Below are 13,123 nucleotides of genomic sequence, written 5' to 3'. Positions count from 1 at the left end.
AAACAAAGATATTTTTTAAAAGTAATAAATTATTTTTCCCAATATATTATCAATTTTTATAAATCCGTAATCTCTTGAGTCTAATGAGATCTGTTTGTTTTCTCCTATAACTAAATAGTGGTCTTCAGGAATTTTTTTAGTATTTTTTTTTAAAATATTTTCATCTATTTTAAAGTTTAAATCATGTATGCATATTGTATTTTTTTCTATTTGTTTAAATTTTTCTCCTGGAATTGCAAAAATTTTTTTAATGGCAATTTTGTTTGTTATGGGATCTTTAATAAGCACCATTTCATTTTTTTGGGGGGTTTTCCATAATAAAAGGTATTTTTGGTGCTTTTTAATCCTAAGTCCATATGCAAACTTGTGATTTACAATCCAATTTTTTTCAAATATTGCTGGGGTCATTGATTCGCCTTTTACTATGTAAAATGATAAGAATAACTTTATTAAGGTTATTAAAAATAAGCAAGCGGCTAAAATCGACGCTAGTTCATATTTGTGAGCTTTAAATATTCTCATAACTTTTAAACGATGCTTTCATTCAAATGCAATTTTCTATTGTATAATGAAATAGCATGTTATGATTATACCAAAAAAAAAGCAAAGGGTAGAAAAACGTAAAAAAAATTTTTTATTCAATAGCAAAAAGAGTGTTAATTTTGAATTAAAAGATTTTGCAAATATTTCTAATATTGGTAAAAGAAGAAAAAAAGTTTTTAAGATTAAGAACTTCTTTAAAAAAAAAATCAATTTTTTTAAAAAAGTTTCTTTATTTTTCTATAAGCTTAAAATACAAAATATTAATCATTATGAATATAAATATTATTACAAGAGCTTGAGAGATAAAGTTTTTGATATCTTTAGTGTAAGATTCGATTATAAACTTGTTTTTAAGCTTAATGCAATAATCTTTATTTTTATATTAACATTTTATATTAACATTTTTTCTTATTATGGCTCGTATGTTTTTTTAAATAGGCTTTCTTTGCCCAAAGATTATTTTATTGATACATTTTTATATTATAGTGATCAAGATATAGCTCAAATTAGTAGTTATTTACCTGAATCCAATGTTTCTGCAAATGTTCCTGGATTTAAAAAAAATTTTGTATTAAAGGTATTTGATCATAAAATTAAGCCTGGAGAAACGCTTTCGCATGTTGCAGCTAGATATCAAATAACCAGTGAAACTTTAATTTCTTTTAATGAAATTAAAGATGTAAGAAATATTAAGCCAAATTCAGTTATTAAAGTTCCCAATATGAAAGGAATTGTTTATATTGTTAAAAAAAATGACTCTATCTCATCTATAGCTAGTGCTTATAATGTTCCCAAGGTTGATATTTTAGATTCTAATAATCTTGATAATGAAGTTTTATTTTTAGGGCAAAAGTTGTTTATTCCTGGGGGAAGATTGCCCAAAGATTTTTTAAAAGAGGTATTAGGGGAGACTTTTATTTATCCTGTGCAGGGTGTTATTACTTCGGGGTATGGCTATCGACCAGATCCGTTTACAGGAGTTATTAGTTTTCACAATGGAATAGATATTGCAAATTTAGCTAATACGCCTATTAAAGCCTCAAGAGAAGGTGTTGTTGTAACTGCAGGATTTAATGCGGGAGGGTATGGAAAATATATTGTCATTTCTCACAGCAACGGATTCCAAACTTTATATGCACATTTGAATTCTTTTGCCGTTAAGGTTGGAAAAAAAGTTTCAAGGGGAGCGGTAATAGGTTATATGGGAAGCACTGGCTATAGTACGGGCAATCATTTGCATTTTACCATTTTTAAAAATGGTAAAACTGAAAATCCTATGAAATATTTAAGATAATGTTTTTCATGTGTATTTGGATATGTTAATTTTTTTAAGTATTTGAGCTAGTTTTTTTCCTTCTACTAGATCAATAAGTCTTCCTTCAATCATTTGTTTAGCCTTTAAAGAGAATTTTGATGGAGCAATACAGAGTCCTTTTATTTTATTTTCTTTTATTTTTGAAATGAAATCTTTTAAGAATAATTCACCAAAAGTATCTTGTTCAGTTCTTACAAAACGCACTATTAAATTTTCTTCCCACTGATTGTTAGCTAAGTGAAAGTTTATGTCAATAAATTGTGTTGTTACTTCATTTATTTTAGAATCTCTTATTTGAAATTTATTTAAATATAGTTTTAAAATAATTTCATTTGCTATTTTTTCAAAATTTTCTTTTGAACTGCGCAAATATATTCTTAGGGCTATGTTTTCGTTTAACCTTTTGCTAAATTCCAATTTTTCTTTAATATTTTTGTAATTTGGATCAATCTCTTCAACTTTGGTAAAAGCTTCTGTAGCTTTTTGATAATTTTCAACAGAGATTTGAAGTTCTCCAAGATTATAAAATAATTCAAGGAAAGTTTTTTTAGGCAAGTCGGGTTTTACTTTTATTATTTCTTTAATATTTTGTTCTAATTTTTCTAATTCTTTATTTTTTGAATGAATCTCAGATGTAATCAATAAAGCCTCATAAATCATTCCATCTTTTTGTTTTATTTTGTTGGCAATCTCTAGTGCTAGATGATCTTGATTCATTTTTGATAAAGATTTAGCATATGCCAAAAGAGCTTCAATGTCGCCTTGTATATTTTTTTTTATATTGTTAAATATTATAACAGCTTGTCTGTAGCTTTCTAGATTAAATAAAGTTATTCCCAGGTGTTTTAGGACATCTTTATTATTTTTATTAAAATTGTGGACTTTTTTAAGATAGTATAGAGCTTCTTTATACATTTCGTTTTTTAAGAATGCTACACCAAGATAATAATTTGCATCTTCATCTGTTTTTTTAATCAGAAAAGCTTTTCTTAAATATTCTAAGGCTTCTCTGTTAAAATTTCTTTTAAGATTATAAAATCCATAACTTAAAAAAGCTTTAAATGTGTTTATTTCTTGGTTTATTGGGTTGTCTTCTATTAATTGGCATAATTTTTTTGCATATTTTATGCCATTTTCATGGTCTTTATTTTTATAGTAGTAATTATTTAAAATTTCAAGGGCACCTATTTCGTTTGGATTTGTTTTTAATAGGGAAATTGCTCTTTCGATTAATTTTCGCGTTCTCTCATCATCTTTTTTGATTTTCCCTATATTTTTACCTATTGTAAGTTTTAATGCTATTTTAAAAAATAAAAACACTAAAATAAATACTGTCAATGAAGAGATTACTATAAATAGTGACAACACTCGTATTGCTCCTAAATTAAAAATATCCCATTAATTTGCATCATCATAGTTACTTTTAATAAAAGTTATTTACTTAAAATAAAAGTAATTTGTAAGTTGAATATCACATTATTTATATTATATTATAGTTATAATAATAATGATAACTATAATTAGTGCGTAAGTTTGGTTTCAATAAAATTAACAAAGCAAAGAGGTTATGATTTTTGAAAGGGTTTTTAGCGATAAAATTATCTAATAATGAGTATTATCCGGTTTTAAATTTAGATGATAGTTCTGTTAAGAGAATAATATTGGGCAAGGTTGCAGGTGATACCAGTATTAAGTTGAATTTATATGTTAGTGAATATGAAGATTTTTTAGATCCTTTTTTGGTTGGTTCTTTTTTCTTAGATAATTTAAAAAAGGAAAGCTTGAGTGTCAATGTTTATTTTAAAGTTGTGGATGAAATACTTTATGTTTATGGTGAATCTGATGGGATTCAAGATAAATCGAAGTTTGATTTAAGCCTTGTAGATTTTAATCAAAATTTAAAAGGATCTAATAGGGGTAACCCTTTGAATGATTTTAAAAGTGACATTGGCAGTGATTTGTCTGTTGAAAATTTGGGTTCTGAATTTGATTTAAATTTTGAAGAAAAAGATGATTTTGTTAAAAAAGATGTTTCTGATGTAAGTATGCCTACTATTAATTCTTTAGATCTAAAAACCGAAGAAGACCAAAAAATTGAGACAAATGTTTCAGATTTTGAAGATTTTGATGATAATTATGACGATAGTCTTGTTGATTCTAAAAAGCTTAATTTAGAAAATAAAAAAGTTGAGTATATTGACGAGAAGTCTTTAAATCTTAATAATTTTGAGTTTCAAAAATTAGAAGAATCTTCTTTAGAAGAAGAAGATTTGCATGATTTAAGCGTTGAAGACATTATTGCAGATATTGATAAAGAGTTAATAGATACTTCAGATGAAGATGTTGAACTAGATCTTAGAGAAGATTTTGAGAATGATATGGTAAAAAACAATTTTAAATTAAATTCAAGTGAGGGAATGGTTCATTCTCCTATGTTATATTTGAGTCTTATTTCTCTTTTTCTTTTGATATTTTTTTCTTTGTTTTTAGTTTTTTCAAAAATTTTAAAACCTAGAGATTTTGTTTCATATTACTTTGAATATGATAAAAATAGAATTAAGAGATATGAAAAAGATCAATATGTTTAATAGAAGTTCTTGTGTATTACAAAATTTTCTTTTTCTTTTTTTATTTTTAAGTTTAGTTTCTTGCTTTGCAAAAAAAGAAATCTCAGGCAATAATTTTATTAAGGCGCATTCAAAAGAGTTTGATTTAAATAATTTAAATTGGTTATGGAATTTTGATTATACAAAAAAAAATTTTGATAAGCATTTTAACATAGATCCAAGTTCTTACATATATGTTGCTTATTTATTTAAAAAAATAGGATTTGAAGAGAAATTTGTAGAGTATATGAAAAAGGCCATAGCTAATGGAGATAGCATTGCATCCCAGTTTGCTGGGATTAAGCTTATTGAATATTTTAACTCAGCAAAAGAGTATTTTGCATCTGAATTGATTGGAGAGAAGCTTTATAAAAAATACGAAAATAATAAATTTATTATACTGGGGTACTTTAAAAGTCTTTATTGGCAAAAGAAAAACGATAAGGCACTTAGTCTTTTAAATAAGCTTGATAAGATGAAATTTTCTGATTATCAGGAAAATGAAAATATTTTATTAAAAGCAGTTCTTTACCTTAATCTTTCTAATGTAAGTGAGTCAAAAATTTATTTTAATGAGCTTTTTGAGAACTTACCTGCAAATTATTTACATGTAAGAGCTTATGATTATTTTATTATTGAAAATAAGTCTAGGTATTTTGGTGCAAATTTTTTAAATCTTGTTAGATTTAAGTATGAAGTGGCAAATGGCAATTTTAATGGTGCAATAAATATATTAAATAAAAATGGTTTAAATGATTATTATGACAATAACATTGTATTAAGTGATGTTTATAAGGCTTTTATTAGTTCTGGCAAAGTTTCAAATGCTTTAACATTTTTTAGTAAAATAAAGAGCAAATATAAAAATTATTATTTAGGTATTCTAAACCTTAGAGAGAAAAATAATTTAGGACTTCTTCTTTTAAAAGAATATCTTGAAGGTTTAGATCTTAACAATGAGATTAACAGGCTTGATTTGCTTAATACTGCTTTTAGCAATTTAATTTTTACTAAGAGCGCAAGGGATTATTTTGCCGAAAGTTTACCCAAGTTTTATACCGAGGGCGATAAAAAAAATTCTACTTTTATTAAGATTTTAGAAGAGTATATTTTGGAATCAATTCAGCTTGAAGACTATGGCAATCTTTATAAGCTTTATTCTAATGCTCAAAAAGTTATTTCTAATTCTGTTTTGTCTAAGCTTGCTTTTATTAATGCAAGGCTTATATATCATAAATTAATTAAACCTAACGTAAGCGGAGAATACAAGAGTCTTTTGCATTCTGCTGTTAATTATGATAAATGGTCTTATTCTTCATTTATGAGTAGGTACTTATTAGATCAAAATATTGATGAATTTTTTACAGGTGGGTCTGATATTAAGTATGAGCAATCCGATTATGAGATTTTTTTGGAAGGGTTTTTAAAATTCAATCTTTGTAATTATGTTAGAGGGTTTATTTCTGAGGATTTTAGGAATGGATATAAATTTTCACTTGATTTTTATCGAAAAGTATACGATGAACTTTTAAAGAGTGAAAATTATTACGATGCAACTCTTGTGATTAATTATCTTGTAAATCAAGATGAATCTGCTTTAATGGAGAATGACTATAAAAGACTTTATCCTTATTTGTATGGATCTTTGATAGAATATTGGGCTAAAAGGAGAGGGCTTGAAGCTAGTGTTGTATTTTCTTTAATAAAAGCAGAGAGTAGCTTTGAAAAAAATGCTGTCTCAAAACCGGGTGCTGTTGGCCTTATGCAGGTTATGCCATCAACAGCAAATGATATTTCTAAAGAACTTAAGTATTTTAACTATGATTTAAAGATTCCAAAAGATAATATAATAATTGGAACATATTATTTAAAAAAAAGAATATCTACAACTGGCAGTCTTTATAAGGCTCTTGCGTCTTATAATGGGGGTATTGGTAATGTTAGAAAGTGGGAGAAAAGTTATGGACATTTGTCAAAAGAGCTTTTTATTGAGGCAATTCCCTTTAGTCAAACTAGGAATTATATTAAAAAAATATTAGTTTATTCGGTATTTTATGATGCTTTGTATGAAAAGAAGGGAATAGATTCAGTAATAGTTAAAATTATGGGCGAATTCCCCAAAAATTAATATTGGAGCATTTAATGACAAATATTTTAAGTGCAATTATTTTGGGCATTATTCAAGGCATTACAGAGTTTTTACCAATATCTAGTTCGGGACATTTATTGCTTTTTAGGCATTTTATAAATTTAAAGCTCTCAATAATATTTGATATTTATTTACATCTTGCAACAGTTTTGGTGATTATTATTTACTATCGTAAAAGGATTTTGGAGCTTTTTTTAACTTTTATTAGATTTTCTTTAAGAAAAACTGTTAAATCTGATTTAACAAACTTAAAATTAATATTGCTAATATTGATAATAACCATTGTTACCGGAGTTGTTGGGACTTTTATTTCAAAATACGAGAGTATGTTTACATTGTCTTTCGTTTTAATTAATTTTATTATAACAGGGATTTTAATCTTGATGCTAGAATTTAATTTTTTAAAAGTTGATTTTAAAGGTAATATTTTGTTAGCAGGAATTTTTATGGGGCTGATGCAAGGCTTGGGTGCGCTTCCAGGAATCTCTCGTTCAGGAATTACGATCTTTTCGGCATCGGTTATTGGATTTAATAGAAAAAGTGCATTTGAAATTTCATTTTTATCTTTAATTCCAATAGTTTTTGGAGCGATTTTATTAAAACATAAAGAATTTTATGATATTTTTATGGTTTTAAATTTTTTTGAAATAAACTTAGGAGCATTAGTTGCTTTTGTTGTTGGTATTTTCTCAATAAATTTCTTTTTTAAAATGCTTAATAACAAAAAACTGTATTATTTTTCTATATATTTATTTGCACTTTCAATTATAGTTTGTTATTTTGTTAGAATATGAAAGATTTTTATCAGTATTTTCAATTTTTGTTTTTTTTCATGCTTTCGGTTATTTCTTTTTCTCTTTTTGTAGCATTAACCCCTTTGAGCAATGTATTTGTATTTTTTGTTTTCAATTTACTAGGGCAAATACTTCTTAATGTTTTTTCATTTTTGTCATTTTATTTAATAGTATATCCAATTGTTAATTGGTACGCCTATAAAAAACATATTTTTACTAAACGATTTATATTTAATTGGAATTATACCGTAATATTGTTTTTTACTTTAATATTTTTAATAAAAATTAATTCTAATGTTGAAAAATCTTATTTTATTAAGATATTTCTTATTAATTTTGGTATAGTATTGGGGAATTTTTTTATTTTTACTCTTTTAATTTTAGAATTTGTTGTGTGGATTTACTTAAATTATGTCTTTTTTAAGGATGTTAATTTTATTTTAGATACTTTTAAATTTTTAGAGTTTAAGATTAAAATTTTGTTTGAAAATATATTAAGTTATTTTCCCTTTTCAAATTCATTGGATGTAAAAAAAGATATTAAAGTTTATGGAGATTCTGTAGATGATCTTAAAGATTCTCAAGTTTTTGATGAAAAAAAGAATATTATTAATGATGAAGAATATCAGGCTTTATGGTCATTTAGCGCCTTTTTAAGAAACAATAAAAAGCCTTCCAATATTAATTTAGACAAAACTATTTTTGAAGGCTCAGATCTCAAAGAAGCAAGCTCTTTAAATAAGGATATTTTAAATGAGAATGCTTTAAATTTAGATGAAAATGTAGATGAAATTGATGAGTCTTGTGAGTATAAATATTTAGACAATCTTGAGGATAATAAGTTAGTTATTAGTGGAAAGGTTAAAGCCTGTGAGATAAGAACTAAGGGCATAATTAGTCAGGTCGCTATTTCTCATGTTTATAACGAAAATGTAGCTTTGAATAAAAAAAATGATTCTTACGTTATTGATATTTCAGTTTTTGACCAGAAAGAGATTAAAAATGATGTAGAGGATATTGAATATGATAAAGAAATTCAAAAGCAATCAATGATTCTCCAGGAGACATTAAAAGAGTTTAATATTAATGCTAAATTAATTGATATTATTAAAGGCCCTGTTGTTACAATGTATGCTGTTCGTCCAGATAAGGGAATTAAGCTTTCTAAGATTACTTCTATTTCTGATAATATTGCCTTAAGGCTTGCGGCTATTAGGGTTAGGATTATTGCTCCAATTCCTGGCAGAGAAGCTGTAGGAATTGAAATTCCCAATAAAAGGCGTGAGTTTATTTTAATTTCAGAGATAATAGACAGCAAGGAATTTAGAGGTGATTTTAGAATTCCTTTTGCTCTTGGAAAGGAGATTAGTGGCGAAAATATTGTTTTTGACCTTGTTAATTCTCCACATTTATTAATAGCTGGTGCAACTGGGGCGGGTAAATCTGTTTGTGTGAATTCTTTAATTGCTTCAATTATTTTTTCAAAATCTCCAGATGAAGTGAAATTAATTATGATAGATCCCAAAATAGTTGAGCTTAAACTTTTTAATGATATTCCTCATTTATTAACTCCAGTTATTACAGATGTAAAGAGAGCCTTAGAGGCTCTTAGATGGTGTCTTGATGAAATGGAAAGAAGGTATGTGCTTCTTGATAATTTATTGGTAAGAGATATTTCTTCTTATAATAAAAAAATAAAAGATGAGAATTTGAATTTAATGATTTTGCCATATCTTGTAATAATTATTGATGAATTTGCAGATCTTATTCTTTCTGCAAGAAAAGATTTGGAAAATTTAATTTCTAGACTTGCTGCAATGGCTAGAGCTGTGGGGATTCATTTGGTTCTTGCGACCCAAAGACCTTCTGTTGATGTTATTACGGGCGTAATAAAAGCCAATTTTCCTTCAAGGATTTCTTTCATGGTGGCCAGCTCTATGGATTCGAGAATAATTCTTGGATCTTCTGGTGCTGAAAAACTTTTAGGAAAGGGGGATATGCTTTATATTAGCTCTTTAAATCCTTTTCCTCMAAGAATTCAGGGTGGATTTTTAAAGGAAAGAGAAGTTTACAGGCTTGTTGAAGAGGTTAAAAAATTTGGTTCTCCAAATTATATTGATGATGAAATATTTATTGATAGTGTAAAAGAGCCAGATTTGGTTGCTCTTGGACCTTCTGATGAGCCAATGTTTGATGAAGCTCTTGAGATTGTTAAAACCACAAGAAAAGCCTCAGCATCTTATCTGCAAAGAAGACTGAAGATAGGTTACAACAGAGCAGCTAGAATTATTGAAATTATGGAAGATATGGGATATGTAGGACCTGTTAATGGATCAAAGCCAAGAGAGGTGTTAATTTAAAATAAAGAGATATCCATTTGAACATCTCTTGTGCGATCTATCTATTAGTTTTTTGTTTTAATTTTCTTACTTTTTTTGCCTGTTTTCTTTTAAAAGCTTTTTCCTTTTTTACACGTATTGTGGATGGTTTTTCATAGTATTCTCTTCTTTTCCATTCGCGAATAATTGCTTCTTTTTCAATCATTCTTTTAAAACGTTTCAATGCTTTTTCAAGATTTTCATTTTTGTCCACAGTGACTGTTACCAAAAAATCACCTCCTTTTATTCTATTCTTTTAATATTATTTATTATTTTATTTTTGTCAATAAGCATGCCATTTAAAAGGAAATCTGGGTTTATTGCTATGCCATTAATTCTTACTTCAAAGTGTAAATGAGGGCCTGTTGAAAGGCCTGTATTTCCAGTATGTCCAATATATTCCCCAGCACTAACTATTTTATTTTCACTTATTCCCAATTTTGAGAGGTGAAGATAAATTGTAAATACTCCCGGTAAATGTTGTATTATAAGGGTATTGCCTGTTAGCTCTCTATTTTGTGCAAACACAACTTTTCCTTTGCCAGCAGCAAAAATCGGAGTATTTTCTCTTTTAAATGGGGCATAATCAATTCCATTGTGCATTGTATAATTTGAAATTTTTTTGTCACCTTGCATGTAAAGTCTTAAATCTCCGTATAGGCTTGTTACAATGTATTGATCTTTTATTGGTTTGACTAAAGCATCGTAGTGGTATATTGTTGTGTCTCCAGTATTGCCAATAATATTCCACAAAACCAAAGCCTGTTCTTTTTGTTTTGTTGATTTTTTTTGGGTGATAAGCTTGGCTTTTTCTTTATTAAAACTAATTTTTGTTTTTTTGAAGTGAAATTTTTTTATTTCTATTTCTTTGATGTAGCTTTTATTTTCAAATTCTATTTGAATTTTTCTTTTACCTTCTTTTATCATTGGTGTAATTCCCATAAGTGCTATGTAGTAAATTTTACTTCCTACTGTAAATTTAAACGGAGAAGAGCTTATGATTGGATTTTTATTTGTGCTTAAAAGTGATAAACTTTTAAAGTTTTGATTACTTGCAAAGTATATGTAATCTCCTTGAAATGCCTCTTTTTTATATTGGACTTTAGGAATAGTATTTATTATTTCTGAATTTATATTTTCTATTCCTAGAATACACAGTATAAGTAGGGCTTTTTGTATTCTATACATTGATTTGAGCATTCTTTTTTATGTCTATGATTTTCAAAATTTTTTCTCTAGGATAATAAAAATCTTCATTAACTGTAAAAATGATGTCTAAATATTGATCTTCTTTTATATCCAATTCTTCTATTTTTTTTGTTCCGTTAAAAAAAATAGCTTTATAATAATCGTTTTGTGATTTAATTCGCATATTTATATGTTTTGAGCTATGATTTTTGTCAATTATTTTGAGTTCTTGAAGGTAAGCATTTTTCATTAATAATATTGGCTCTCTAAATTCATAGCCATAAGGTTCAAATATTTCTATTGTTTTGAAAAGAGAATCTTTTGTTAAATTTTTTGGAAGAATAGCATCTATTGGTATTGATTCGTTTTCATTAGTAGTTTCATATTCAACTTTTGTAGTTGCATATTCTAATTCTTTAATAAAGTCTTCGAGTAAATTTTCATGCAGCGTAAATCCAGCTGCAGCTTTATGGCCCCCCGAATTTATTACTAAATGGGAAGGTATTATTGATATTAGTGTTTTTGAATTGATTTTATTGTTTGATCTAATTGATCCTTTAATAATGTTATCTTGCTTTGTTAAAAAAATAGCAACTTTTTGATAGTAAGAAGAAAGTCTAGTTGCAATTCTAGAACTTATTCCTTTTGGAGTATTGTTATCATAGCAAACTATGAATTTATCATTTTTAAAAATAGTATTTTTATTATGCGAATTCCAAGCTTTTTCTTCTTTGTATTTTCTCAGTTCGTTGATTTCTTTTATTTCTTTAAATTTGTTTTCTATTTGATTAATGTCATTAGTTAGTAAAAAATTTATTGCAATATCTGCTTTTTCAAGCCTTCCCGTTGAGTTTAGTATTGGTGCAATTTTATATGCAATATCTGTTGAAGTTATATTTGGTTTTGTTAATATGTTTCCATCTTTTAATAGATAATTAATAGACATTCTCTCTCTTAGTGCGATTTCTTTAAGTCCTACTTTTAGGATTATTCTGTTTTCATTAATAATGGGCATATTGTCTGCTATTGTTCCTATTGCAACAAAACTAAGTCTTTTTAGGCATTTTTGGAGCAAATTTTTGTTAGTTTCAAAAATTACGTTGTAAAATATGTAGTAAAGCTTGTCTTTAATCTCAACTTCTTTGTATTTGAAATATTTGGTTGCTTGGATTAAGTCTGTTAATGTTTTTTTTCTAAAGTTTGGGTATTTTTTTATAAAATTTTCACTAATATCAATTGTGTTTATGTTTATGCTTTTTGCAAAGTGTTTATTTAATAATTCATTTTGATCTTCTTTGTTAAAGATTATTATACATTTGTTTTGTACAAATTTTTCTAGTTTGTTTGAGTTAATTAGGGGATCATTTTTATTATTTAATCTTAGATATTGTTTTAGAATGTAGTTGTTTATTTCTATTGCGTGAAGAATAATTTCATTTTTTGTTTTTTCTAAAAATAAAAATACAAGGTTTTTAGAATAAAGGTCTGTAAAGGACATACTAAGAGCAAGGCAAGCTTTAAAGCTTACACAACATCCTGCTATTTCTTTGAATGGATATTTGTCATCTTTTAGGTGAGGATTTATAACTATGTTTTCAGTTTTAAAATTTTCGCCTGGAAGATGATGGTCTGTTATTATTATTTCTATTCCTTTTGAATTTGCATAATTTATTTCTTCAATGCTAGAAATACCATTATCAACAGTTATTATTAAAGAGATTTTTTTTTCTAAAGCTGTGTTGATTAATTCGTTTGAAAGTCCATAAAACTCTCCATTTGAAGGTATTTTATAACTCACATTAAGTCCAAAATCTTTAAGAGTTTCGTACATTATTATTGTTGCTGTGATTCCATCAGCATCTTTATCTCCAAAGATTAATATGTTTTCATTATTTTTGATTGCTTTATTAATTCTGTTTATAAATTTATCTATATTTTTTAATAAAAATGGGTTGTGTAATAAATTTACGCTGTCTTCAAGGAAAAACATAAAATCTTCTTCTTTGATTTCTCGATTTATAAGTAAAGTTGCCTCAAAGGCATTGATATTATATTGCTTAGCAATGCGAGTTAATTCTTGGGCCTGTATATTAGTTTCTTTTTGTTTCCAAATTTTCATTTACTTCTCTAGAATTCATTTTTAATCGATT

10 protein-coding genes are annotated in these 13,123 nt (G+C 26.6%); 5 read left to right on the top strand and 5 right to left on the bottom strand.

Going from position 1 to position 13,123, the window contains the following annotated elements; translation table 11 throughout:
- Window positions 1–15: 15 nt before the first annotated feature.
- Window positions 16–522 carry a signal peptidase I gene (lepB, locus tag BB_RS01305; RefSeq protein WP_002656888.1) on the bottom strand — a complete coding sequence of 169 codons (507 nt, stop codon included), beginning with the start codon at window positions 520–522 and terminating at the stop codon, window positions 16–18.
- A gap of 61 nt (window positions 523–583) precedes the next feature.
- Between lepB and BB_RS01300 the strand changes: the two genes are divergently transcribed.
- Window positions 584–1,837: a M23 family metallopeptidase gene (locus tag BB_RS01300; protein WP_002657705.1), complete on the top strand. Its 1,254-nt coding sequence runs from the start codon at window positions 584–586 to the stop codon at window positions 1,835–1,837.
- Window positions 1,838–1,843: 6 nt separating this feature from the next.
- Here the strand turns inward: BB_RS01300 and BB_RS01295 are convergent, their stop codons facing one another.
- Window positions 1,844–3,226 carry a tetratricopeptide repeat protein gene (locus tag BB_RS01295; protein ID WP_002663563.1) on the bottom strand — a complete coding sequence of 461 codons (1,383 nt, stop codon included), beginning with the start codon at window positions 3,224–3,226 and terminating at the stop codon, window positions 1,844–1,846.
- Window positions 3,227–3,432: 206 nt separating this feature from the next.
- On the opposite strand from BB_RS01295, the gene BB_RS01290 reads away from it, so the two are divergent.
- The 4 genes from BB_RS01290 to BB_RS01275 are packed head-to-tail and all read left to right on the top strand — an operon-like array spanning window position 3,433 to window position 9,767.
- Window positions 3,433–4,446, top strand: coding sequence for a hypothetical protein (locus BB_RS01290; protein WP_010889720.1), 1,014 nt, complete (start codon window positions 3,433–3,435; stop codon window positions 4,444–4,446).
- On the top strand, window positions 4,439–6,592 hold the full coding sequence (locus tag BB_RS01285) for a flagellar assembly lytic transglycosylase (RefSeq protein WP_010889719.1): 2,154 nt from the start codon (window positions 4,439–4,441) through the stop codon (window positions 6,590–6,592). Before BB_RS01290 ends, BB_RS01285 begins: the two co-directional genes overlap by 8 nt.
- 14 nt (window positions 6,593–6,606) lie before the next feature.
- Complete coding sequence (locus tag BB_RS01280) at window positions 6,607–7,407, top strand: undecaprenyl-diphosphate phosphatase (RefSeq protein WP_002657697.1); 801 nt, start codon at window positions 6,607–6,609, stop codon at window positions 7,405–7,407.
- A complete protein-coding gene (locus BB_RS01275) occupies window positions 7,404–9,767 on the top strand; it encodes a DNA translocase FtsK (RefSeq protein WP_023591458.1) in 2,364 nt (787 codons plus the stop codon). The genes BB_RS01280 and BB_RS01275 overlap by 4 nt, the downstream gene beginning before the upstream one ends.
- 37 nt (window positions 9,768–9,804) lie before the next feature.
- Here BB_RS01275 and rpsU read toward each other — a convergent pair whose 3' ends face one another.
- Genes rpsU through recJ form a run of 3 tightly spaced genes read right to left on the bottom strand, consistent with a single transcriptional unit; the run spans window position 9,805 to window position 13,092 of the window.
- Entirely contained in the window at window positions 9,805–10,014 is a 210-nt protein-coding gene (rpsU, locus tag BB_RS01270; protein WP_002656880.1) for a 30S ribosomal protein S21, read from the bottom strand.
- A gap of 14 nt (window positions 10,015–10,028) precedes the next feature.
- Entirely contained in the window at window positions 10,029–10,973 is a 945-nt protein-coding gene (locus BB_RS01265; protein WP_002556854.1) for a M23 family metallopeptidase, read from the bottom strand.
- On the bottom strand, window positions 10,966–13,092 hold the full coding sequence (recJ, locus tag BB_RS01260) for a single-stranded-DNA-specific exonuclease RecJ (protein ID WP_010889718.1): 2,127 nt from the start codon (window positions 13,090–13,092) through the stop codon (window positions 10,966–10,968). Before recJ ends, BB_RS01265 begins: the two co-directional genes overlap by 8 nt.
- Between the last annotated feature and the right edge of the window lie 31 nt (window positions 13,093–13,123).

Source organism: Borreliella burgdorferi B31 (assembly GCF_000008685.2).
GTDB lineage: Bacteria > Spirochaetota > Spirochaetia > Borreliales > Borreliaceae > Borreliella > Borreliella burgdorferi.
This window is presented reverse-complemented; position numbering and strand designations above follow the sequence as displayed.

What these genes read in the sequence shown, in the direction of transcription:
- lepB (WP_002656888.1), bottom strand. Translation starts at nt 522, where the DNA reads ATGAGAATATTTAAAGCTCACAAATATGAACTAGCGTCGATTTTAGCC.
- BB_RS01280 (WP_002657697.1), top strand. Translation starts at nt 6,607, where the DNA reads ATGACAAATATTTTAAGTGCAATTATTTTGGGCATTATTCAAGGCATT.
- BB_RS01265 (WP_002556854.1), bottom strand. Translation starts at nt 10,973, where the DNA reads ATGTATAGAATACAAAAAGCCCTACTTATACTGTGTATTCTAGGAATA.
- BB_RS01300 (WP_002657705.1), top strand. Translation starts at nt 584, where the DNA reads ATGATTATACCAAAAAAAAAGCAAAGGGTAGAAAAACGTAAAAAAAAT.
- BB_RS01285 (WP_010889719.1), top strand. Translation starts at nt 4,439, where the DNA reads ATGTTTAATAGAAGTTCTTGTGTATTACAAAATTTTCTTTTTCTTTTT.
- recJ (WP_010889718.1), bottom strand. Translation starts at nt 13,092, where the DNA reads ATGAAAATTTGGAAACAAAAAGAAACTAATATACAGGCCCAAGAATTA.